General features: G+C 67.1%; 19 protein-coding genes and 1 pseudogene. 9 read left to right on the plus strand and 11 right to left on the minus strand.

Going from position 1 to position 23,548, the window contains the following annotated elements; translation table 11 throughout:
* Window positions 1-164: 164 nt before the first annotated feature.
* Complete coding sequence (gene panB, locus OG349_RS25980) at window positions 165-1,076, minus strand: 3-methyl-2-oxobutanoate hydroxymethyltransferase (RefSeq protein WP_327236887.1); 912 nt, start codon at window positions 1,074-1,076, stop codon at window positions 165-167.
* A 166-nt stretch (window positions 1,077-1,242) separates the two neighbouring features.
* Here panB and OG349_RS25985 point away from each other — a divergent pair, with 166 nt between their 5' ends.
* The 6 genes and pseudogenes from OG349_RS25985 to OG349_RS26010 all read left to right on the plus strand — a co-directional run bounded on the left by OG349_RS25985 (window position 1,243) and on the right by OG349_RS26010 (window position 7,906).
* Entirely contained in the window at window positions 1,243-2,850 is a 1,608-nt protein-coding gene (locus OG349_RS25985; protein WP_327236888.1) for an MFS transporter, read from the plus strand.
* A gap of 236 nt (window positions 2,851-3,086) precedes the next feature.
* Window positions 3,087-3,704, plus strand: a complete 618-nt coding sequence (locus tag OG349_RS25990) for a TetR/AcrR family transcriptional regulator (protein ID WP_327236889.1) — start codon at window positions 3,087-3,089, stop codon at window positions 3,702-3,704.
* A 231-nt stretch (window positions 3,705-3,935) separates the two neighbouring features.
* Window positions 3,936-4,979, plus strand: a complete 1,044-nt coding sequence (locus OG349_RS25995; protein WP_327236890.1) for an endonuclease/exonuclease/phosphatase family protein — start codon at window positions 3,936-3,938, stop codon at window positions 4,977-4,979.
* A 153-nt stretch (window positions 4,980-5,132) separates the two neighbouring features.
* Window positions 5,133-6,350, plus strand: coding sequence for an MFS transporter (locus OG349_RS26000; RefSeq protein ID WP_327236891.1), 1,218 nt, complete (start codon window positions 5,133-5,135; stop codon window positions 6,348-6,350).
* Between the two features lie 31 nt (window positions 6,351-6,381).
* Window positions 6,382-6,966, plus strand: coding sequence for a DinB family protein (locus OG349_RS26005; protein ID WP_327236892.1), 585 nt, complete (start codon window positions 6,382-6,384; stop codon window positions 6,964-6,966).
* Between the two features lie 75 nt (window positions 6,967-7,041).
* Window positions 7,042-7,906 (plus strand): annotated as a pseudogene (locus tag OG349_RS26010) (IS5 family transposase).
* Here OG349_RS26010 and ribD read toward each other — a convergent pair.
* Together ribD and OG349_RS26020 are read right to left on the minus strand one after the other, a co-directional pair.
* Window positions 7,887-8,789 (minus strand): bifunctional diaminohydroxyphosphoribosylaminopyrimidine deaminase/5-amino-6-(5-phosphoribosylamino)uracil reductase RibD, encoded by a 903-nt coding sequence (gene ribD / locus OG349_RS26015; RefSeq protein WP_327236893.1) that lies wholly within the window; start codon window positions 8,787-8,789, stop codon window positions 7,887-7,889. The pseudogene OG349_RS26010 and the gene ribD sit on opposite strands and share 20 nt — an antisense overlap.
* Before the next feature lies 1 nt (window position 8,790).
* Window positions 8,791-10,296, minus strand: a complete 1,506-nt coding sequence (locus tag OG349_RS26020; RefSeq protein ID WP_327236894.1) for a hypothetical protein — start codon at window positions 10,294-10,296, stop codon at window positions 8,791-8,793.
* Window positions 10,297-10,518: 222 nt separating this feature from the next.
* Between OG349_RS26020 and OG349_RS26025 the strand changes: the two genes are divergently transcribed.
* Complete coding sequence (locus OG349_RS26025; RefSeq protein ID WP_327236895.1) at window positions 10,519-10,779, plus strand: hypothetical protein; 261 nt, start codon at window positions 10,519-10,521, stop codon at window positions 10,777-10,779.
* A gap of 414 nt (window positions 10,780-11,193) precedes the next feature.
* On the opposite strand, the gene OG349_RS26030 is transcribed toward OG349_RS26025, so the two are convergent.
* The 5 genes from OG349_RS26030 to OG349_RS26050 form a co-directional block, all read right to left on the minus strand.
* Window positions 11,194-12,954 carry an NAD+ synthase gene (locus OG349_RS26030; protein WP_327236896.1) on the minus strand — a complete coding sequence of 587 codons (1,761 nt, stop codon included), beginning with the start codon at window positions 12,952-12,954 and terminating at the stop codon, window positions 11,194-11,196.
* Window positions 12,955-13,135: 181 nt separating this feature from the next.
* Window positions 13,136-13,555, minus strand: a complete 420-nt coding sequence (locus OG349_RS26035) for a CBS domain-containing protein (RefSeq protein ID WP_327236897.1) — start codon at window positions 13,553-13,555, stop codon at window positions 13,136-13,138.
* 201 nt (window positions 13,556-13,756) lie between these two features.
* Complete coding sequence (locus tag OG349_RS26040) at window positions 13,757-14,413, minus strand: DUF305 domain-containing protein (RefSeq protein ID WP_327238728.1); 657 nt, start codon at window positions 14,411-14,413, stop codon at window positions 13,757-13,759.
* 20 nt (window positions 14,414-14,433) lie between these two features.
* Window positions 14,434-15,081, minus strand: coding sequence for a DUF3105 domain-containing protein (locus tag OG349_RS26045; protein WP_327236898.1), 648 nt, complete (start codon window positions 15,079-15,081; stop codon window positions 14,434-14,436).
* Between the two features lie 111 nt (window positions 15,082-15,192).
* Complete coding sequence (locus OG349_RS26050) at window positions 15,193-15,552, minus strand: hypothetical protein (RefSeq protein ID WP_327236899.1); 360 nt, start codon at window positions 15,550-15,552, stop codon at window positions 15,193-15,195.
* Between the two features lie 246 nt (window positions 15,553-15,798).
* Here OG349_RS26050 and OG349_RS26055 point away from each other — a divergent pair, with 246 nt between their 5' ends.
* Together OG349_RS26055 and OG349_RS26060 are read left to right on the plus strand one after the other, a co-directional pair.
* A complete protein-coding gene (locus OG349_RS26055; protein ID WP_327236900.1) occupies window positions 15,799-16,386 on the plus strand; it encodes a MarR family winged helix-turn-helix transcriptional regulator in 588 nt (195 codons plus the stop codon).
* A 244-nt stretch (window positions 16,387-16,630) separates the two neighbouring features.
* Window positions 16,631-17,992, plus strand: a complete 1,362-nt coding sequence (locus OG349_RS26060; protein ID WP_161310949.1) for a glutamine synthetase family protein — start codon at window positions 16,631-16,633, stop codon at window positions 17,990-17,992.
* Window positions 17,993-18,720: 728 nt separating this feature from the next.
* Here OG349_RS26060 and OG349_RS26065 read toward each other — a convergent pair.
* The 3 genes from OG349_RS26065 to OG349_RS26075 all read right to left on the minus strand — a co-directional run bounded on the left by OG349_RS26065 (window position 18,721) and on the right by OG349_RS26075 (window position 23,503).
* Window positions 18,721-20,097: a Fic family protein gene (locus OG349_RS26065; RefSeq protein ID WP_327236901.1), complete on the minus strand. Its 1,377-nt coding sequence runs from the start codon at window positions 20,095-20,097 to the stop codon at window positions 18,721-18,723.
* Between the two features lie 2,001 nt (window positions 20,098-22,098).
* Window positions 22,099-22,929 carry a GNAT family N-acetyltransferase gene (locus OG349_RS26070; RefSeq protein ID WP_327236902.1) on the minus strand — a complete coding sequence of 277 codons (831 nt, stop codon included), beginning with the start codon at window positions 22,927-22,929 and terminating at the stop codon, window positions 22,099-22,101.
* Between the two features lie 58 nt (window positions 22,930-22,987).
* Window positions 22,988-23,503: a pyridoxamine 5'-phosphate oxidase family protein gene (locus OG349_RS26075; protein ID WP_327236903.1), complete on the minus strand. Its 516-nt coding sequence runs from the start codon at window positions 23,501-23,503 to the stop codon at window positions 22,988-22,990.
* Window positions 23,504-23,548 lie beyond the last annotated feature (45 nt).

Consider the following 23,548-nt stretch of genomic DNA (forward strand, 5'->3'; position numbering starts at 1 on the left):
CAGGTGCCACCGACAACGCGCCGACAGATGTCCGACAGGCGCCCGGCGCACGGCCGACATTCCACCGACAAGCACGTTCCGGCCCGGCGGACCAGGGTCCCTCCGGGCACGCAACAGCCCGCCGACGGGGGAAGATCGGCGGGCCGTCGCTCGTGCGGCAGTGGCTAGTGGAAGGTGTGCTCCTCCTGCGGGAACGTTCCCGCGACGACCTCGTCGGCGAACGCCTTCGCCGCGTCCCCGAGGGTCTGGCGGAGGTTCACGTACTGCTTGGTGAAGCGCGGCACCTTGCCGCCGGTCAGTCCCACCATGTCGGTGTAGACGAGGACCTGCGCGTCCGTCTCGATCCCCGCGCCTATCCCGATCGTCGGGATGTGCAGGATGCGGGTGACCTCGGCGGCCAGCTCGGCGGGCACCAGCTCCAGCACCACGGCGAAGGCGCCCGCGTCCTGGACGGCCTTGGCGTCGCGCAGCATCTGCTGGGCGGCCTCCTCGCCGCGGCCCTGCACCCGGTAGCCCAGGGTGTTGACGGACTGCGGGGTGAGCCCGATGTGGCCCATGACCGGGATGCCGGCCTGCACCAGCAGCTCGATCTGGCTGTGCGAGCGCTCGCCGCCCTCCAGCTTGACCGCGCCGACCCCCGCGTCCTTCAACAGGCGCGTGGCGCTGCGCAGGGCCTGGACGGGCCCTTCCTGGTACGAACCGAAGGGGAGGTCCGCGACGATCAGGGCGCGCTTCGTGCCCCGTACGACGGCGGCGGAGAGCATCGTCATCTCGTCGAGCGTGACCGGCACGGTCGTCTCGTACCCGAGGTGGACGTTGCCCATGGAGTCGCCGACGAGCATGACGGGGATGCCCGCCTCGTCGAAGACGGAGGCCGTCATCGCGTCGTAGGCGGTGAGCATCGGCCACTTCTCGCCGCGCTCCTTGGCGGCGGAGAGGTCGTGCACGGTGACGCGGCGGGAGCTCGTACCGCCGTAGAGCGTTTTGGTGCCGTCTCCGGGGCGTCCCGCGGGAGAGGTCCGGTTGTTCCGGTGATCCTGCTGTCCCTGCTGGTTGTGCGCAGCCTGAGCAGTCATGGCCGATGGCCCTTTCGTCATCTCGAGGCACCCTGACGGTGTCCCCGGACCACACCCATGGTGGCATCCCGGAGCGGTCCACGGGAAGTGGGACCCAGGGCGACCGTGGGTAAAGACTTTCCAATACGAGACGGTCTCGTATCGAAATGACGTTACGCTGCTGGTCATGTCCACACCGTCCGGCGCGCCAGTCGCCGCATCCCGCATACCCGAAGCCGTCCACCGCCGCCGCTGGGCGATCCTGGGCGTCCTCATGTTCAGCCTGCTCATCGTCGTGCTGGACAACTCGATCCTGAACGTCGCGGTCAAGACCATCGCCGCCCCCGCGCCCGAGGGCATCGGCGCCACCCAGAGCGAGCTCGAATGGGCGATCAACAGCTACACGCTGGTCTTCGCCGGGCTGCTCTTCACCGCCGGACTCCTCGGCGACCGCATCGGCCGCAAGAAGGTGCTGCTCTTCGGCATCGCCGTCTTCGGCGTCGGCTCGGCGCTCGCCGCGATGTCCGGCTCACCGGCCGAACTGATCGGCTACCGCGCCCTGATGGGCTTCGGCGCGGCGTTTGTGATGCCCGCCACCCTCGCCGTCCTGATGAACGTCTTCGAGCGCGACGAGCAGCCCAAGGCCATCGGCATCTGGGCGGGCAGTGTCGGCCTCGGCATAGCCATCGGCCCCATCACCGGCGGTCTGCTGCTGGAGCACTTCTGGTGGGGCTCGATCTTCCTGGTCAACGTGCCCGTGGCCGCCGTGGCGCTGATCGCCATGGTGCTGCTGGTGCCGGACTCCAGGGATCCCCGGCCCGGCAAGCTCGACCCGCTGGGCGTGGTGCTCTCCATCATCGGACTGGTCCTGCTGGTGTACGGCATCATCCGCGGCGGCGAGCTGGCCGACTTCACCGAGGTCTCGGTGCTGGCGCCGCTGCTGGGCGGGGTGGCCGTGCTGGCCGGCTTCGTGTGGTACGAGAAGCGCAGCAGCCACCCGGCGATCGACGTCACGTACTTCAAGAAGCCGGCGTTCGCCGCCGCCGTGGCCGCGATCGCGCTGGTGTTCTTCGCGCTGATGGGCGTCACGTTCTTCTCGGCGTTCTACCTCCAGAGCGTGCGCGGCTACAGCGCGCTCCGGTCCGGCCTGCTGATCGTGCCGCTCGCCGCCGCCCAGATGATCTTCGCGCCCCGCGCGCGGCTGGTCGTCGACCGGTTCGGCGCACGGGTCGTCTGCACGGCGGGCATGGTGCTGGTGGCCGGGGGCCTGGCGGCGTTCGCCCTGTTCACGGCGGGCACGCCGGTGTGGGTGCTGTGTGTCGACTACTTCGTGCTCGGTACGGGCATGGCCCACATCATGCCGCCGGTGACCGTGGCGATCATGCAGGCGCTGCCCCGCGAGAAGGCCGGCTCGGGCTCGGCGATCAACAACACCTTCCGCCAGGTGGGCGGCGCGCTGGGCGTCGCGGTCCTGGGGTCGGTGCTGTCCGCCACGTACCGCGGCGACATCGAGAGCCACCTCGGCGCGCTCCCGGCGGGTACGCGGGACGCGGCGGGGGAGTCGATCGAGGCGACGCTGACGGTCGCGGGCAAGCTGGGCCCGGCGGGCGGCCCGCTGGTCGAGTCCGCGCACGACGCGTTCCTGCACGCGATGCACCTGACCGCGCTCGGCTCGGCGGTGGTGGCGCTGATCGGGGTGGCGGTGGTCGCGCTGTTCCTGCCGGGGCGCGCCCCGGGGGAGAAGCTCCCCCAGGCGGACCGTCCTTCGTCCCGGGAGCCGGCGACCCGCAACTGACGGGCGGTGGCGCACGACCGACCGGCGGCGGTACGCGACGGACCGGCAGCGCGCGACGGAGCGGCAGCGCACGACGGACCGCCGGCGCACGACGGACCGCCGGCGCGCGACCGACCGGCGGCGGCGCGCGGTACGGCGATCGGCGTCCATGTCCGCGCCGGTGGGCGAGAATCGGGGGCCGGACAGGTTGGGCCGGGCCGGGACGGGCTCGGGCCGGGCGGCGAGAGGTGGCGTACGTGCGGGACCAGGAGTACGAACAGGGCGGCGAGCACCGGCGCGGACGCCCTCGGAGCGAGGCGGCCGAACGGGCCATCCTGGACGCCGTCGTGTCCCTCCTGGAGGAGGGCGTGCCCCTCGGCACGCTCTCCATCGAGCGCATCGCGCGTACGGCAGGCGTCGGCAAGGCGACCATCTACCGGCGCTGGCAGGGCAAGGAGGCGCTCTTCGTGGACGTCGTGCGGGACATCGAGCCTCCCGAGCCCACCCTCCCCGGCACGTCCGCCCTCGCCGATCTCGCCGTCCTGCTGGAGTCCCTGCGCACGCGCGGCCTCGCCCAGCGTTCCTCGGCCCTCCTCCACAACGTCTTCGCGGAGATGAAGAGCCGGCCCACCCTGTGGGCCGAGTACCGCAGGCTCGTCATCGAACCCCGCCACGAGGCGACGCTCGCGGTGCTCCGCCGCGCCGTCGCCGGGGGGGAGTTGCGCGACGACGTCCCGGTGGACCTGATGAACGACCTGCTGGTCGGCGCCATGCTCGTACGGACGTTGCACCGCCCGGACGCGCCGCTGCCCGAAGATCTGGCCGAGCAGATCATCGGAGCCGCGATGGGGGGCATCGGCCCGCGCGAGGCGTGACGCCGGGACGGCCTGCGGCGCCCCGACTGCCCGTCGCCCACGTGACGTTGGCAACACCACAATCGTGCGGGTTCTGTCACAACCGGTCGTGATCTGCCCGTGATCGGAACCCCTCCGCGCGCCGGTTTCGTCCTCGTGGCAGTACGGCCGTCCCGGACGGCAGAGAAAGCGGCCGCGTATCCCCTAGGGTCGGGGGCGGGCGTGCACGGCAAGGCAGTGAGGGCAGCGGACATGACGCAGGAGTACACGGCGGAGTCGGTGGAGACCGGCGCGGACGCGGAACACCAGCGCGCGGGTGCGGGAGCCCGGATCCGGAACGTGCTGTCCCGATGGCGTGGCGGCCGGAACATCTGGCGGCGCGGCATCGTTCTCGCCGTTCTCGCGCTCCTGGCCGCGCTGTTGATGATCCTGCACGCGCAGATCCCCAACCGGATCGGCAACCTGGGCAGCCTCACCGAAACCTTCCTGCCCTGGCTGGGCCTGGTCATCCCGGTGATTCTCGTCCTCGCTCTCCTGCGCAGGTCCGCGACCGCGCTGATCGCGCTCCTCCTGCCCGCCGTCGTCTGGGTCAACCTCTTCGGCGGCCTCCTCGCCGACAAGTCGGGCGGGGGCGGCGACTTCACCGTCGCCACGCACAACGTCAACGCGGAGAACCCCGATCCGGCGGGCACCGCGCGCGAGGTCGCCGAGGCCGGGGCGGACGTCCTCGCGCTGGAGGAGCTGACCGAGACCGACGTACCGACGTACGAGAAGGCGCTGGCGGGGACGTACAAGTACCACTCCGTGCAGGGCACGGTCGGGCTGTGGAGCAAGTACCCGATGTCCGGCACCCGCCCCGTCGACATCCGGCTGGGCTGGGTCCGCGCGATGCGGTCCACGATCACCACGCCCGAGGGGCAGGTCGGCGTGATCGTGGCGCACCTGCCGTCCGTACGGGTCAAGCTGCACGCCGGCTTCACCGCCAACCAGCGAGACAACAGCGCGGACGCGCTCGGAGTGGCCATCAGCCGCGAGCCCGTCGGCCGGGTCATCCTGCTCGGCGACCTGAACGGCACGATGAACGACCGCTCCCTGAACGCCGTCACGTCCCAGATGCGCTCCACGCAGGGGGCGGCGGGGGACGGGTACGGGTTCAGCTGGCCGGCTTCGTTCCCGATGGCGCGCATCGACCAGATCATGGTGAAGGGCATCGAGCCGACGGCGTCCTGGACCCTGCCGAGGACGGACAGCGACCATCTGCCGGTCGCGGCGCGGGTGGAGCTGCGGGCGGACTGAGACGCGGACCGGGTACGGAACCGGGCGTTCATCTGCTGGTCCATCCGCCGGTTCATCCGTGGGAAGAAAACGTCTGAGAGACTTTGTTCAGTCGAGGTACTTACTGAACGCGTCCTCACACCGCTCCCCTTCTCCGGAAAGGCTTCCCTCCCCATGCCCTTGGCGCTGCTGGCCCTCGCTGTAAGTGCCTTCGGTATCGGCACGACCGAGTTCGTGATGATGGGCCTGCTGCCCAACGTCGCGGACGACCTCGGTACCTCCGTACCGACCGCCGGCTATCTCGTCTCCGCCTACGCGATCGGGGTGGTCCTCGGCGCCCCGCTCCTCACCGCCGTCGGGTCCCGTATCCCGCGCAAGCGGATGCTCCTGCTCCTGATGGGGTTCTTCGTCCTCGGCAACCTCGCCTCCGCGCTCGCCCCGAGCTTCGGCTGGCTGCTGGCGGGCCGGCTGCTCGCGGGGCTGCCGCACGGCGCGTTCTTCGGGGTCGGCGCGGTGGTCGCGTCGCGGCTGGTGGAGGAGGGGCGGCAGGCACGGGCGGTGGCGACGATGTTCCTGGGCCTGACCGTCGCCAACATCGTCGGGGTCCCGGCGGCCACGCTGCTGGGACAGCACCTGGGCTGGCGCGCCACGTTCCTGGTCGTGACCGTGATCGGCCTGGTGGCGCTGGGCGCGCTGGCGAGGCTCGTCCCGTACGTACCGGTCGACGCCCATCAAAGCCTCGGCCGGGAGTTGCGCGCCCTGGGGAACCGTCAGGTGCTGCTCGGGCTTGCCACGGCGGTCTTCGGCTTCGCGGGGGTCTTCGCGGTGTACTCGTACCTCGCCTCGATGACCACCGAGGTCATGGGCTTCGGGGAGTCGTCGGTGACGGTGGTGCTCGCGCTGTTCGGCATCGGCATGACGCTGGGCGCGCTGGCGGCGGGCCCGCTGACGGACCGGGCGCTGCGGCCGACGCTGTACGTGTCGCTCGCCACGCTCGCGGTGGTGCTGGTCGCGTTCCGCTTCACGGCGCACGTGCAGTGGGCGGCGCTGGTGACGGTGGTGGTGCTGGGGGCGGTGGGCTTCCTGACGACCACGCCGCTCCAGATGCTGGTCATGCAGAAGGCGAAGGACGCGCCGACGCTGGCCTCGGCGTCCAACCACTCGGCCTTCAACCTCGCGAACGCGGGCGGCGCGTGGCTGGGCGGCGCGGCGATCGCGGCGGGCTGGGGCTGGATGTCCCCGACGCTGGTGGGGGCGGTGCTGGCGGTACTGGGCCTGACGATCGCCCTGGTCGCGGGCCGCCTGGACGGGCCCGGCTCGGCGGGCGGGTCCGCGTCACGCGTGGTGGCGGAAAACACCCCCCAGGACCGTCACCCGATCCCGACGCACTGAGCATGAGCGGCCCATGGCAGGCTCATCCCGCATGATCGATGAATTCGCGAAGGACAACCTGCACGGGAGACTGCGGCGGGACCGCGAGGCGCTGCTGTGGAAACTTGACGGCTTGTCCGAGTACGACGCCCGCCGGCCTTTGACAGCGACCGGGACCAGCCTGCTCGGCCTGGTAAAACACGTGGCCACCGTCGAGGCCAGGTACTTCGGCGAGGTCTTCGACCGCCCTTCCCCGGAACCGCTGCCCCGGTGGCAGGACTCCGACGGTGGCGATCTGTGGGCGGCCGAGGGCGAGACCCGCGATCAGATCATCGCGTTCTACCGGCGTACGTGGGAACACTCGGACGCGACGATCAACGAGCTTCCCCTCGACACCCCCGGCCACGTGCCGTGGTGGCCGGAGCCTTTTCCCCACACGAACCTGTTCGCCGTCATGGTCCATGTCGTCGGCGAGTCCAACCGGCATGCCGGGCACGCCGACATCCTCCGCGAGGGCCTCGACGGCCGGACCGGGATGCGCCCCGAACACGAGAAGCAGATCGACGAGAAAGCCCGTGCGGCCTACTACGCGAAGATCGAGCAGGCCGCGAGGTCGGCCGCACCCATCAAGGCTTAGAGGGCATCTGGTCTGTGTAGTTGGTAGTTCGGGATGATTTTGTGACTGTGGGGGTTGGCGGTCGTTGGGCGAGGTGTGAACGCTCGTCGCCCGTACCGCAGTGATGTCTCGGATGTCCGCTGGGTCCTGATCGAACCTGTCTTCACCGCCTGGAGAGCCAAGCGAACCGGGCCCGGAACGGCAGCTCGGGTGCACGAACCTGCGAGAGATCGTCAACGCGATCCTCTACGTCAATCGCACCGGCATTCCGTGGGAGTACCTGCCGCACGACTTCCCGCCGTGCAAGACCGTCTACGACTACTACGCCAAGTGGGAAGCCGACGGCACGACCCGGCAAGTCCACGACCTGTTACGGGACAAGACCCGCCGGGCCCACGGTCGCAACCGTGAGCCGACCGCGGCCGTGGTCGACGCGCAGAGCGTGAAGACCTCGGCAAACGTGCCCGAGACCAGCCAGGGCATCGACGCCGGCAAGAAGATCAAAGGACGCAAGCGGCACCTGATCACAGATACTCTCGGCCTGGTACTGGCCGTCCTCGTCACCGCTGCGTCCGTGCACGACACCGCCGGCGGCAAGCTCCTGCTCGACGATCTGGCCGCAGCTCATCCCAGCGTGTCGAAGGTCTGGGCCGATGGCGGCTGCCAGAACAGCGTCCTCAACCATGGCGCCCGACTGGGCATTGATGTCGAGGTCGTGCGGCGACCGCGGACAAAGGGATTCGAGCCGCTCCCGAAGCGATGGGTGATCGAGCGGACCTTCGGCTGGCTGATGCGGCACCGCCGTCTGGCACGGGACTACGAATCTTTGCCGCAGAGATCCCGGGCGATGATCCATTGGGCGATGGCTAACCAAATGAGCCGCGAGCTCACGGGAACCAGGCGGGATCCACCTCATTGTGTTAGCCGTTGTAAGATAACCTCTAAGTTCTGGCTCCTGTAAGGCGGACATGAGATGCCGTCCGGGTAACCTCGGTCAACCGGTATCCGTCCGGAATTGCAGTAATCCTGCCGACATCCTTCCTGGGCGACCTAGAGGGCGATGTTCGCGGTAGGTAGCAGATCACCTTGTCAACCATTCCGGCTGAAGCGATCCGACAGAACTGATCAACTGCGCCGGACAGCAGAACAGATCGTGATCCTGTGCTGCCGAGCGCTTTTGTGAATTCATTGACATCGTTGCTCAGTGCTCCATTTGGAAGCTGGAATACGCCGGTTCCGTGCCCTCCCGGTTCTCCTTCCTCGATGCCGCCTTCCTGGTTGATCACTAGATCGTACGAGGCTCGGAGCTTATCCGCTTCTTCAAGCGCGACACCCTGTAGAGAATAAGGAATGGGTTTCCCGTCCACTCCCGCTTCGTAGATCCATGTAATGAACGGGTGACCGTAGCTCAGAGATGCCTGCCACGGGCCCAGAACGAGAAGTGCCTCATTCTTCAGGAAACCCTGTTCAACTTCCACTCCGGCTCTCCGTAGAAGCGCCGCCCCGCCTTCACCACGAGATGTCGGGTCCATTACGGCAATGAGCACTCTGGCGACATTCGCATTGATCAGTGCTTCACGGCATGGCGGTGTGCGTCCGTAGTGATTGCATGGTTCCAGCGTGACGACGGCTGTTCCGCCCTCTGCCCGCTTTCCGGCGTTGGTAAGCGCATTGACCTCCGCGTGTGATTCGCCCTTGCGTACGTGATATCCTTCGCCGGCCGTTCGTCCCTCACTGTCGAGAATGACACAGCCAACAGGCGGGTTCGGGCTGGTTGACCCAAGGCCCTGAGCTGAAATTGCAATTGCGCGACGCATTGCGGCCATCTCATAGACATTCGCCACTTCAGAAACTCCCCTCTTCTTTAATGGTGTCAAAAAGTTGAGAGACTGCCTGTGATGTATGGACTTCCCCGAGTGTGTTCACTGCGGACACCGACTCATGCATCGTGCGCAATGATCCGGAACTACGCGCCATGCTCAGCGCGGAGGCGGCTTGTGCTGCCGCTGAGTCGTACTCTCGTATTTTGGCGTATGCAAGTGCCAGGCGGGCTCGTGTGAGACCTCTGTCACGCTCGTAGGCGTCGGGAAGCTTGTCGAGTGCGGTTTCAAAAAGTGGGACGGCCAGATCGGGCCGCCCGAGGGTGAGCCAGCAATTAGCGCGCTGAATTTCGATATAACTTGCAGTACAGAAATCTCCGTGCCCGGTGCGAGCGTCTCCCTTTGTGTCCGGTGAGGCTGCAAAGTCATGGGCATTGTCCAGACGGGCATGGCAGGAGACTTCGTCCCCATCCAATGCGTACCCGTGCGCTTCTTGTTGTATGGCCGCCGCTCGCATGGGCCGCGTAAGGGCAGGGCTATTTCTTTGGGCAGCTTGAGCAAGGCTAATAGTCTGCGCAGCGCTTTTCTTCGTGGTGGCTTGTTGACTCTTTCGGAAAAGTGTCCACGTCACCATGGCTTGATCGCCGGACTCGGTTGCCCATTCCATGGCTTGGCTGGTCCACTTTGTGGCGCTCTGTATATCTGCCGAGTCTTCGTGCAGCCAAGCAGCGGACTCGGCGTATTGGGCGGCAAGTCTCAGTAACTCGGAGCGCTGGGCACCTCCGGCTTGTTCCAGAAGTGATTCGAGGATGGACAGTTGTTGGCGCACTGCCGTGAGAGCGTGCCGTGGGCCGAAGAGGTTGTCAGCACGGACAAGGGAATGCCACATGTCTCGGAGATGTTCTGTCGCTGCCTCGATACGGCTTGCGTCGAACTTCGCCAACGGTGCGGTTACTGGATTGGATTCGTTGATGAGTTCAGGAAATCGCGTTAAGTCTGCCACTTGTAGGCCGGCGCCAATCGCGCCAGTAATCAGGGTTCGCCGACTGATGGGCACGATCTGTTTCCTCCCTTCGATCCATACCGAGACCAGAAGCACATCGGAATGAGCAGAAGTGAGAGTTTCTTCGTCGTTCTGCGGTAGGGGATGTGCTGTATCCGCTGCTTCTTGCCTTGTTTCAGAATGGGTTGACGATTGAGGCAGGAGGACTTTTCCTGGGGAACCCTCCCACGGCCGCGGGGGTAACCCAATCATTTCGCCGGGGATGCCGAATCCGTCAGCTACGCGTTCGATCACTCCCTGCCCGCGAATTCTTCGTACACCACGGATTACATCGCTCACGCGTGAGCTCGTCATCCTGCCGACTGCGGCAGCCATCACCGCGTAGCTTGAGCCCGTACGTCTGTTGACGAGACGGAAGACCTCTTGAAAGTCGCGAGTCGCGCAGGCTCGGCGCATGGTCTCGCTCTGTAGCAGCGTGGCGGGGATCGTGAGCGGGTAACCGCCGCGCCGTGTCTCGCGATCGTCCATGACCGCCACCACCTTACTGGGACAGAAGTGTCGTCCCAGGGTAGTCCGGGCGCTTCAGAGGGGTTCCCCAAATGGGCTTGCGGGGTTCCCCGTTCGCTGTTCCTTCAACTGCCGTGTCCGGTTGAACCTTTTCAGACAGCACGTCTTGTGCACCGGACAGCACAGACCCCCGCAGCCGTGGCGACGGCCCGGGGGCATGGACCACCTGGGAGGCAGGCAGCCATGGCAGAGACTACGCGCCGCGAGATTGACGAAGGAATCGGGAACAGTGAACTGCCCCGTATCGGCAGACTCGTTCGGGACAACAAGGGCAGGCTCGGCCGATACATGGGCAAGGCCGGTCCATACGCCATGCTTCGGCCGGTCGGCGGGGGCAAGGAATGGGAAGCCGACTTGGAAAGCGTCGAGTCTCTGACGGACGCCGAAGCGTTGTCCGCCGAAGTGAAAGAAACCAACGCGCGCAGTGGTCGGAGGCAGTCGTGAGTGAGTGCGCGGAGTGCGCCCGTCTGGAGAAGGCGAAGAAGGCGGCAAGGGCGGTGGGGGACAGGAGCGCGGTGAGTGACTGCATCGTTCTGCTCGGCCGCCATCCGGATCACGACAAACCGCTGGCAGACCCCGAGGCGTCATGAGTCGCGACGCCGGTGGTTCGTCCCTCCGTGTCGTGACGACCACGCGTGTGTGACGCGCGAGGAACAGGAACCCCGGCACGCTGAGGACGAAAGCCTGGCCCAGCGTGTCGGCAGCCCCGTCCGTGCGTCGTCCCCCGAGGGGCACGGGCGGGGCTTCTGTCGTTTCTGACCAGGCGATACGCCGGAATCCGAGTCATCGACCAGCCCGTCCGGCGCTTGAGGACAAAGCCGCCCCCGGGCGGACCCGGGCCCGCGCACGGCCCCCGCCTCACCCCGAAGGGGACTCCCGCCACCGGTTCGTGATCGGCAGGCGCCGGTCCTTGCCGAAGCCCTTCGCCGAGATCTTCGTCCCCGGCGGATACTGCCGCCGCTTGTACTCCGCCACGTCCACCATCCGCAGCGTCCGCGTCACCAGCTCCTCCTCGAACCCGGCCGCCACAATCGCGTCCTTGCCCGTGTCCCGGTCCACGTACAGCTCCAGGATCCGGTCCAGGACGTCGTAGTCCGGCAGCGAGTCCGTGTCGACCTGGCCCGGCCGCAGCTCCGCGCTCGGCGGCTTGCTGATCGAGTTCTCCGGGATCGGCGGCACCTGCCCCCGCTCCTCCGCCGCGCGGTTGCGCCACCGCGCCAGCCGGAACACGGTCGTCTTGTAGACGTCCTTGATCGGCCCGTACGCGCCGACCGAGTCCCCGTACAGCGTCGAATACCCCACCGCCAGCTCGGACTTGTTGCCCGGCGCGAGCACGATCTGGCCCTCCTGGTTGGAGACCGCCATCAGCGTCGTACCGCGCAGCCGCGACTGGAGGTTCTCCTCCGCCAGCCCCGTCAGGCCCAGCGCGTCCATGTACGCGTCGAACATCGGCTCGATGACCACCGTGCGCAGGTTGAGGCCGGTACGGCGGGCCAGTTCGGCCGCGTCGTCCTTCGAGTGGTCCGAGGAGTACTTGGACGGCATGGAGATGCCGTACACGTTCTCCGCCCCCACCGCGTCGCACGCGATCGCCGCGACCAGCGCCGAGTCGATGCCCCCGGAGAGCCCGATCAGGACGGACCGGAAGCCGTTCTTCGCCGCGTAGGCGCGCAACCCCACCACCAGCGCCGAGTAGATCTCCTCGTCGTCCTCCAGCCGCTCCGCGTACCCGCCGGACAGCTCACGCTCGTACGCGGGCAGCGGCTCCTCGGACAGGACGACGTGGTCGATCACCAGCCCGTCGTCCACCACCCCCGACGGCGGCACCGCGGGCGCGGCCGGCAGATCGAGGTCGAGCACCACACAGCCCTCCGCGAACTGCGGGGCGCGCGCCACGACTTCGCCGTCCTTGTCGACGACGATCGAGTCCCCGTCGAAGACCAGCTCGTCCTGGCCGCCGATCATCGCGACGTACGCCGTGGTGCAGCCGGCCTCCTGGGCGCGCTTGCGCACCAGGTTCAGGCGGGTGTCGTCCTTCTCCTTCTCGTACGGAGAGGCGTTGATGGAGATCAGCAGTCCGGCACCGGCCGAGCAGGTCGCCGGGACCCGCCCGCCGTCCTGCCAGAGGTCCTCGCAGATCGCCAGCGCGATGTCGACGCCGTGGACCCGTACGACGGGCAGAGTGTTGCCCGGCACGAAGTACCGGAACTCGTCGAACACCCCGTAGTTCGGCAGGTGGTGCTTGGCGAACGTCAGCACCACCTCCCCGCCGAACAGCACCGCGCCCGCGTTCTGCGGCGCGCCGGCGGGCTGGCCGTACCGGGGCTGGGCCTTCTCGGAACGGTCGAGGTAGCCGACGATCACCGGCCGCCCGCCGAAGCCCTCGGCGTCCAGGCGGCCCGCGAGGGCGCGCAAAGCGTCCCGGGACGCCTCCACGAAGGACGACCGCAGGGCCAGGTCCTCGACGGGGTAGCCGGTCAGCACCATCTCGGGGAACGCGATGACATGCGCTCCCTGCTCGACGGCGTGCCGGGTCCAGTGCACGATCGCCTCGGCATTCGCGGCGAGATCGCCGACGGTCGAGTCGATCTGATTCAGAGCGAGGCGTAGTTGAGGCACGGAACCAGTGTAATCGTCTTTCTGACGCGATGTCGTGCGGTGAGACGTGGGTGTGGCCGGTCCCACTCCGGCGGGGACGGACGTTCCGCTCCCGCGCGGGGCGGGCCGGCTGCGTACCGTACGAAGATCTCAGCCGCGTACCAGGGGTGCGGCGACCTCAGGCGCGCACGTACGTGGACCTTCAGCCCCGCGCGTACACCTGCTCCACCCACGCGCCCATCTGCGACTCGGTCAGGTGCCTGGCCAGGTCGGCCTCACTGATCATCCCGACCAGCCGCTTGTCCTGGATGACCGGGAGCCGGCGGATCTGGTGGCTCTGCATCTCCTGGAGCACCTCGCCCACGTCCGCGTCCGAGTCGATCCAGCGCGGAGTGCCCTGGGCGAGATCGCCCGCAGTGATCTTCGACGGGTCGTGGCCCATCGCCACACAGCCGACGACGATGTCGCGGTCCGTGAGGATGCCCGCGAGCCGCTCCTGCTCGTCGGCGATGAGCAGCGACCCGAGTTCCCTCTCGCGCATGATCTGCGCGGCGCGGTCGAGGGTCTCGTGGGCGGGGATCCACTGGGCCCCCGGGTGCATGATGTCCTTGGCGGTGGTCATGGGGTCGTACCTCCTGCGTGTCCTGGCCGTACTCCCCGAGCCACACCCCATTCTCCGGGGGCCGTCCGGATGACGCGACCGCGACCGCGCGACCGGCGCGACCGCGCGCGGCGGCCTGGCGGGGCGGCCGGGCCGGGCTGGGCGGCCGGGCGTACGAGGAGCCCCCCGACCCACCCCGCCCGCCCGGCGCCACCGCCGCGATCATCCCCGAGGCTTCGCCCCCCGCTCCTTCAGCAGGTCCGCCATCAGCCGTATCTCCGACTCCTGCGCCGTGACCATGCCCTGCGCGAGGTCACGCTCCGTACCGGCCGCGCACAGATCGACACACCCCCGCGCCATCATCACGCCACCCTTGTGGTGGTCGGTCATGAGCTGGAGATACAGCACCTCGGCGGCCTTGCCGCGCGCCTTCCGCAGCCGCTCCAGCTCCGCCGTCGTGGCCATGCCCTCCATCAGCGCGCCGTCGTGCGGCTCGAACATGGCGTGCCCGGCCCCCATCCGCGTGTCCATCGGCATCCACGCCATCGGCTCCACGCCCGACTCGACCTTCGGCAGCTTCCACAGGTCCAGCCAGCCCAGCAGCATCCCGCGCTGGTTCGCCTGGGTGTTGGCGATGTCGTACGCCAGCCGGCGCACGTCCTCGTCGTCCGTGCTGTCCCGCACGATGAACGACATCTCCACGGCCTGCTGGTGGTGGAGTGCCATGTCCCGGGCGAAGCCCGCGTCCGGCGAGCCCGCCGCGGGGGTACGGGGGGCTCCCGCGCCGTCGTCCCGCCCGGCGGAGGCCACCGTCGCCGCGCCGGCGAAGAGCAGCGCCAGCACGACGGCCGCGATCGCCGCCCACTGCGTACGGTTCACCGAGGCCACGACCCCGAGCCTCACTGCGCGCCCATTCCACCCGTGCAGGCGGCGCCCGGCTCGGGGGTCTGCGGGCCCTGCACGTACTTCGTGAGGAACTGGTTCACCCGGGGGTCCGACGCCTTGTCGACCGAGAGCTGCTTGCCCCACGCGCTCAGCATGATCGTTCCGGCCTGGTCCTTGTACGGGCTCAGCAGCGTGTACGCGGTCTTTCCGACCTTGTCGGTCAGCGTCTTGACGTCGTCGTCCGAGGCCTTGTCGTTGTACGTGACCCAGACCGCGCCGTGCTCCAGCGAGTGCACCGCGTTCATGTCCGGTATCGCGTCCTTGTAGACGTTCCGGTCGCAGTTCATCCAGACCTGGTTGTGGTCACCGCCGACCGGCGGCTTCATCGGGTACTTCACCGCTTCGGTGACGTGGTTACGGGTGAGCTTCTTGGCGTCCCAGGACTTCTCGCCCTTCACGGGCTCCTTGGCGGCGGCCTGTTCCTGTTCCTTCTGGTCGGACTCCTTGTTCAGGATCACGGCGCCGAAGGCGACGAGACCCGCCACGACCACGGCGCTCACCGTGATCGTGATGATGCGACTGCGCCGCTCACGGGCCTGCTCGGCGCGGCGCATCTGCTCTATTCGGGCCTTGCGCTCGGCGGACTGGGACTTGGAAGCCATGGTGTCTGTCCTTCTGGGGGTGACTGCGTACGTACGTGACGGGTGGCGGTGATCCCGGGAATCCCGCGCGCACAGGGGCGCCGGGTTCCCGGCTGGGGCTACGTCTTAGGACTACGTCCGCAGTACTTGAAGGACGTGGAGGTCCGGCGCGCGGGCCTGCGCACCGGGGCGGGGGAGCCGGCCCGCGGGGGCCGCCGGTTCGACCAGCGGATGCGGGACTCCGGCGTCCAGGGGGGCGGCCGGCGGCGGTACGGTGAGCACGGCCGGGCTCAGGTGCGGGAAGTATCCGCAGTCGTTGCCGTCGTACGGGCAGCTGTACCGCGCCACGGGCTCGTTCACGGGGGTGAACGGGGCGGCGGCGCGATGATGGCTGTCGGGGCCCCGGGCGGAATCCCCGGCGGGCCCGTTGCCGGGGCCCAGACAGACGAAGAGCGCGGCGAACAGCGTCGCCACGGCACTCAGCAATGCCATGGGACGCGTGATGCGCGTGCGGCGGGCTCCCCCCATGAGCGCAGATCGTAGTGCGTACTGCCCCGGTAGCAGCAGTGAGGAGCCGCTTCCGGCCGGGGATCGGGCCGACGGTCCCACCCGTTGCGGTACGAACCGGGCGCGGGCGGGGTACAAAGAGGCATGGCCGACCGAGCAGAGCCACCACGTCGAGCCGAAGGGCCGTCGGATCCGACCGCCGGTCCGACCACCGACCCCACGGTCGGCCCGATGGCCGACGCGACGGCCGACCCGACCGCCCACCCCGGCGAGGCGATCCCCGGTGACGTCGACGCGGTGACGCACGCCGTGCTCGCGGCCTCCCGGCTGCTCGTCGCCATCTCCGTACGCGCGCTGGCGGCGGTCCCCGACCGGGTGACCCTCCCGCAGTACCGCTTGCTGGTGGTCCTCGACACCCACGGCGACGCCAAGCTCGTGGAGGTCGCCGAGCGGCTCGGCGTGAACCCCTCGACCGCCATGCGCATGCTGGACCGGCTGATCGCGGCGGGCCTCGCCGCCCGGCGGAGCAACCCGGCCAGCCGCCGCGAGACCCTGCTGCGGCTCACACCGGACGGCAGGCGACTGGTGGACGAGGTCTCGGCCGCCCGACGCCACGAGATCACGGCCATCGTCGAACGGCTGCCACCCGGACAGCGCGCCGATCTGGTCACGGCGCTGACGGCCTTCACCCAGGCGGGCGGGGAACCTGCGGCTCCGGTCGGGGACTCGGAGCCGTACCCCCTGGGCTGGTCGGACACCCACACGAGGCAGACCGACGACCGCACCGACGACCGCACCGACAACCGGACCGACGACTGAACCGACGACTGAACCGACGACCGGACCGGCGGCCGAACCGAAGGACCGACCGGCCGCCGGAGGTACCGGCGTATCCGCCGAGCAGGCACTATGGGCAGAGACCCGTACATCCGCGCGACGGAAGGCGTTGGACCGGGGTTCGCAACGCGCCGGAAATCGTGTGGTGGGATGCTCGTGTGCCCCAACGTGCCCCTCGGCATGGGAGCAGGTGGCCTGACCAGCAAGGATGGGTAGGACAGCTAATATGGACAAGCAGCAGGAATTCGTGCTCCGTACATTGGAAGAGCGCGACATCCGCTTCGTACGCCTTTGGTTCACCGACGTGCTCGGCTTCCTGAAGTCGGTCGCCGTGGCGCCCGCCGAGCTGGAGCAGGCCTTCGACGAGGGCATGGGATTCGACGGCTCGGCGATCGAGGGCTTCGCCCGCGTGTACGAGTCGGACATGATCGCCAAGCCCGACCCGGGCACGTTCCAGATCCTGCCCTGGCGCGCGGAGGCCCCCGGCACGGCGCGGATGTTCTGCGACATCCTGATGCCCGACGGCTCGCCGTCCTTCGCCGACCCGCGGTACGTCCTCAAGCGGATGCTCGCCAAGACCTCGGACCTGGGTTTCACCTTCTACACCCACCCCGAGATCGAGTTCTTCCTGCTGAAGGACAAGCCGCTGGACGGCTCGCGGCCCACCCCCGCCGACAACTCCGGCTACTTCGACCACACGCCCCAGAACGTCGGCATGGACTTCCGCCGCCAGGCGATCACCATGCTCGAATCCATGGGGATCTCGGTGGAGTTCAGCCACCACGAGGGCGCGCCGGGACAGCAGGAGATCGACCTCCGCTACGCGGACGCGCTCTCCACGGCCGACAACATCATGACGTTCCGTCTGGTGATGAAGCAGGTCGCGCTGGAGCAGGGCATCAACGCCACGTTCATGCCCAAGCCCTTCTCGGAGTACCCCGGTTCGGGCATGCACACCCACCTCTCCCTCTTCGAGGGCGACCGCAACGCGTTCTACGAGTCGGGCTCGGAGTACCAACTCTCCAAGGTCGGCCGCTCGTTCATCGCCGGCCTGCTCAAGCACGCCGCCGAGATCTCGGCGGTCACCAACCAGTGGGTCAACTCGTACAAGCGCATCTGGGGCGGCTCCACCCGCACCGCGGGCTCGGGCGGCGAGGCCCCCTCGTACATCTGCTGGGGCCACAACAACCGCTCCGCGCTGATCCGGGTCCCGATGTACAAGCCCGGCAAGACCGGCTCGGCCCGCGTGGAGGTCCGCTCGATCGACTCCGGCGCCAACCCCTACCTGACCTACGCGGTCCTCCTCGCGGCAGGCCTCAAGGGCGTGGAGGAGGGCTACGAACTCCCGGCCGGCGCCGACGACGACGTCTGGGCCCTCTCCGACGCCGAACGCCGCGCGATGGGCATCGAACCCCTCCCGCAAAACCTCGGCGAGGCGATCTCCCTGATGGAACGCAGCGAACTGGTGGCGGAAACCCTCGGCGAACACGTCTTCGACTTCTTCCTCCGCAACAAGAAGCAGGAGTGGGAGGAATACCGCTCGGAGGTCACCGCCTTCGAACTCCGCAAGAACCTCCCGGTCCTGTAACTCCGACCCAGCAGCTACATCCCATGTGTCTGACGACTACGAGCCGAGGGTATTGAACTGTCGGCCCGTAGTCGTCTCACTCGAACTGGGTCGACTCTGGGCCATCGGGTGCGGGAGCGGTTGCCTTGTAGGTCTTCGACGGCCTTTGCTCAACGGTGATCCGGTGTCACCGTCGGACTTTGCAGTCATGACCTGGGCGTGGTCGATACGGAGGTGGATTTACCGACGCGACATGATGCCGCTTATTCTCCTCGCATGGCCAACCAGCCTGATGATGAGATAACCCATGTCCGCAACCGAGAACGGACGGCTTGGGCTTCGGTTACTCGACTCCGCCGTGCTCGTGGGACTCGAGCTCGGAACACAAGCGAGAACTTCCGCTTCAGCAAGCCGTACGACGGGCGTCGCGCGTTCGGCCTCGGGGCCCGAGTTGTGGTCAGGCATTCAAATCGTGAGCGCTTCTACGCCCATGGCGTTTGTCTTTGGTCGACATGCTTGTCGGGAATCTGCAATGGCTGCCGATCTACCCGGATCAGGGGTTCATGATCAGTGAGTCGGTGCTGGTCGATGTCGCCTCAGTGTATGAGTAACTGTGCCGTGCAGGCTTCAGAGATCGACTCGTTTGTGCCCGGTGAGGAAGAGGCCACGTGGCTGAGGCCTTGTTTCGGGCCGCCGTGGCGTCCTGTGGGTGGACGCCCGCAGAGCAGGGCGAGTCCCAGACCTGGCTCTCAGAGCCGGTCGTGGCGATCGTTTTCAGAGTCGTCCAGGTGGTGGAGCCTCACATCGAGATCCGAAACTGGCGTCCAGGTAAATGATCTGCCCGCGCGCCGCTTCAAGAAGAGTTCGCGGCTCTCAAGCCCGATCAAATCCTGTCGAGCTGTTTCGTAGGCAACATTGTGACTGCTCATATGTGATTGAGCGGTCACCGATGCGCCTGGATTTTTCAGCGCATAGTCCAGGAGTGCGATCTGCCGGTGATTGAACGCTTCGGCCGCACGGGAGATTTTCTTCTGGAGAGCCTTCACTTCTCTGGTTTTTTCGGCGAGATATTTGTGCAGGTTCTCGATCGATCGTCGAAGAACTTGCAGCTGGTAAAGATGAAAATAGGTGAGATCATTTTCGTCGTCTTCGCTATGTAGATAGCTCCGCGCGTAGTCGACTGGTGCATTCTTGAGGATCTGCGAGATCACAACAAACTCGGTCAGCCAATATCCTTGATTCAGCATTGACCAGTAGAACAGCGCCCGAGCGGTGCGGCCGTTCCCGTCTTCGAAGGGATGGTCATAGCCGATCATGAAGTGAATGGTCATTGCTCGAAGGACCGGTGGGACGTAGCCACCTTCATCCAGCTCGCCGTTGGCAAACCGGCACAGCCGTGCCACCCTCTCGGGCAGGAGTTCAGCGGGTGGAGGGCTGTGCAGGAGGACCCCGTCATCGGTGTAGACGCTGACTCGCTCTTCGTTCGGAAGTTGGAACCTGCCGGAGGCGCTTGGATTGTCCAGCGTGCCGTCAGTGACGATCCTGTGGATCTCACAGATCAGCTCAGGAGTTAGGGGCCTGTCTCTGATTTCTCCAATCATACGCATGGCTTGGTAATTGTTCACGATCATTCGTTCGTCGCGGGAGCGGGGTGCGCGACCTGCACGCAGCATTTCCTTCGCGACGCGTCGAGTGGTAGAGGCGCCCTCAAGCTGGCTTGAGTTGATCGCTTCCTCGATAAGTGAATTTACGAGATAGCGATCTCTTGTTCCTGGATTGGTCACCTCCTCACTGATTGTGATTTTTCCGCTGGCGTCACGGGTGATTTGCTCAAGTGCTTTCAGGATCTTATCCGGGAGGGCAAAGGTAAACGGCTCACCTTTAACGTCCGCGAGGGGGAGGCTGCGACTCATTTGGCGGCGGATGAACTTGATGCCGGCCCACCACTCTTTATGGTTAAGCCCATCCGGCGGGGTCTTGTGCCTGATTTTATCCCATGGGAAATATTCGTCAGCCGGTCCAGCGCCGGGATTTTCAAGGATCAGGGACAGCTTTTCAGGAGTGGTGGCCCTGAACATCCACCGGATGAGCTCATCGGGCTCCGGTGGTGGCATCGGTCGCTTCATGGGGGCACTCCTCTTGCGGGGTGTCCAGGTGTCCGCGGCTGACTTGTCTGGGCTGGGCGTGACTACCTGTGGCCAACTACTACTGATCTACTAGTTTCTACCAGACTAGTAGATCGATGCATCCTCGCAGCTCAGGTGTCCAGGTGTCCGCGGCTGGCTTGTCTGGGCTGGGCGTGACTACCTGTGGCTAACTACTACTGATCTACTAGTTTCTACCAGACTAGTAGATCGATGCAGACCCGTGTGGACTCCAGTGGAACTAGAGGGGGCAACTTGGAAGGCGTGGGTTGCGACGTTGGTGGCCCAGAATGTCTCTTGTGACTGATCAGCACTACGAGGATGCCTACCGGAGCTGGCGCAGCTCTCTCCATACGCTCATGTCCGATGCGTCGGGTTTGGCGCTGTGGCAGGAGCGACGCTTCGGGTTCGCACACTCGGTCGGGACCCTGCTGTGTGGCCCGTCCGGGGACTCCCCGGGCGTCACCGGTGCAGTCCTCTACGGAGTGTTCATCCCCGGAACGGGTCTCTGCTACGTAGGACAGACCCAAGAGGCGGATCGCCGTCTACGCGATCTGCCTGTCGGGGAGAGTCACCACCTGGCCAACACTATTCCGCCTGAACTGTGGGAGAGGGTCGTCGTCCTAGAGTGGCCGTCCCTTCTTGAAAAGACTCCCGTTGAAGAACAGGCCGCTGCCGCGAAGCTGGGCTCCCTCGTCTGTGGCCTTGCACTGGAACACATGCTGCAACTTGCCACCGCACCGCCTCTGAACAGCCGCCGCCGGCACCGCGATGGTGACTGGCGCCCGAGGAACCAAGCACAGAGCCGTTCCCGCGGCGCGATCCACTCGACAGCTCTGCCAGGGCTGTGGCGCTTGACATGGGAAGCATGGAGCGACCTGAGTGCACACACAGTCCCGCCGAACGGCGAATCGGTTCTGACCACTAGCGCCGGCCGTGTCGTCTTTCCGACGACGGCCCATGAACCACCCCGGCTTTGACCACCTGTACAGGGTGCCCGTTCGGGAGCAGAAGCCTGCGCCCGGCTTCTTGGATGCCCGCGGAACAAGATCGGACAATTCAAAGTGCGTAGGCCTCGGCTTGAATCCCGGTGACGACTCGCCGCATAGCTTGTGTCACGCAGCGCTCGGGACCAGGCGAGTTGTCGGCACAGCTCGGTCAGCCGCCACTCAGCCCCCTCTTGTGGGATCCGAACACGAGCCAGCCGGAGCGAACATGACGGGACCTCGTGGACGATCAGCCTGTTGAACGAGCCAGCGGATGCCAGCGGCCCTACATCGGCAAGGTGCCTGATCGCGTTCGGGACGAAGAGGTCACCGAAGGAGTGGTCGGCCACCCGGCCTCTGCTGGCCAAGGTCCCCGCTCCGCCTGCTTTCGTGAGAATTCGAAGGGATGCTCCCATGCTTCCCCTGTACGCCTCCCCCGGGCGAGCACAACGTGGAAGCCTTCCTGAGGTCTGGAGTTGGCCTCTTCGTAAGGGGTACCGAATGACATCTCAGTCCAGGTGTGGCGCTCGTACCAAGGCTGGTGCAGCATGTCGGAACCTCGCCGTGCTCGGTACTTCCCGCTGCGCAAAGCACCAAGGGCCTTGGTCGGCCTACGGAGTCGCGCAGCGCAAGGAGAAGGAAGCCAACGCAAAGAAACGTAAGATCCGCAAGAAGCCGTAGGTATTGCTATGGGACGTTCGCAGGTGCGCAATCTCATCGCAGTCTCGTTCACGACCGCAGGAAGTTGTTCATCTGCCCGACGAGCCTAGCGACGGCCCGGTGAGTGGACGTGCGGGAACCTCGGTGAGCACGTTCGTGCAGAGTTGGAAGGTGTGAGGAACGCCGCTCAGAAGTCACGGTATTAGAATCCCGCACAAGCCTCACGGTCCTGTAAGCACAGGTCGGTACCTCCACCACCTGCATCTGATGGCTCCGCCCGCCGATGGCGCCATCCGCCGACTCGGGGTCATTCATTTGGGCGGGGGCGGGTCGAGTGTCACGTTTCCAGGGCGGTTGCTCTGGGGTGGAAGCCCAGGCGGGTGTAGATGCGGGCTACTTGGGCGTCCGTGGCGCCCAGGAAGACGGTGTGGGCCTCGCGGGAGCGGGCCTCGCGGATCAGGGCCGCGGTGACCGCCAGGGCCAGGCCCCGGCGGCGGGCCGTGGGGAGGGTGGCGACGGCGCAGATCTCGGTGACTCCGTCCACCACTCCCGGGAGCAGGCCCGAGCTGACGGCGACGCCGTCCTCCACCGCCGCGACCAGAGTGGTGCTGCCCTCGCGGATGCGACGGGCCATGAGGGCTGTCTCGGGGGCGTGTCGTGTCTGTGCCTCCGGCAGGTCCGCCGGGCCCACGTCGCCCACGTGGGTGCCCAGGTTCGCGAAGGACAGGTACGCGGTGGCCACCGCGCTGGGCAGCCACGGGGCGTCCGGCGTGAGGGTCACGACCTGGACCCCTGGTGGGGTGAGGTCGGCCAGGGGTGGGGTGGGGGCCTCCTCCGGGAGTATCAGGAGGGGGCGGGGCGTGACCGGCAGGCCCGCTTCCTCCACCGCCGGGCGCAGGGCCGGCGCCGACTCGTGGACCCACTCGAAGCTCTCGGGGACGCCCAGTTCGCGCTGACGCGCCCGGACGTCCGCGACGTCCGCCGCGGTGACGGGCCGGCCCCGCCAGCCCCGGGTCGGGCGGGCCTGGAGCGGTCTGCCCCCGTCCTCCCGTACGAACAGGGTCAGCGGTCCGAAGTCCTCGGCCCGGCCGATCCGGCGGGGCAGGGTGTCGCGGTACTGGTCGACCCGGTCGAGCGGGTCGAGTGGGGCTGTTGGATGGTGTGTCACCTCGGAAGCACATCATCGGGTCACCGTCCCGGACCAGTGATTTACGCGGTACGGCGCGTCAGAAACGCCAGCGCGTCTGGCTGTACGGTGCCTTCCCGAAGCCGAATGCCGTCCGGGGCGCCACCTCGTGGACCACGGCCACGTTCCCCCGGTCGCCCGCGAAGCCGCCGTCCCGTACCTCGAAGTGCCACTCGGCGCCGTACTTCGCCTCCCACGCCCGCGCCAGCGCCGACAGGCGCGCCTCGTCCGTCACGCGGACCGCCGTGCCCTCGACCACGAGGTCGCAGCCCCCGGCCAGGGCGTTCGTGCCGGTCGTCAGGATCACCTCCGGGTTCTGCGCGAGGTTGCGGCTCTTGCGCTCCTCGGCGCCGGTGCAGAAGTACAGCGCGCCGTCCGACCACACCGCCAGCAGCGGGGTGACGTGCGGGCGGCCCTCGGGCCGTACGGTCGTCAGCCAGAACAGTTCCGCCGACGTCAGCAGGGCCACCGCCTCCTGCCACGCGGTCGCCGTCGCCTGCGGCTCGCCGTAACGGGTGTCCAGTTCTGTACGGGGTTCGGGTTCCTTCGGTGCCATCGTCCGCTCCTGGTGTGTTTCGGTCCCGGGGCCGGGATCTCGTAG

This window comes from Streptomyces sp. NBC_01317 (assembly GCF_035961655.1).
Taxonomy (GTDB): Bacteria; Actinomycetota; Actinomycetes; order Streptomycetales; family Streptomycetaceae; genus Streptomyces.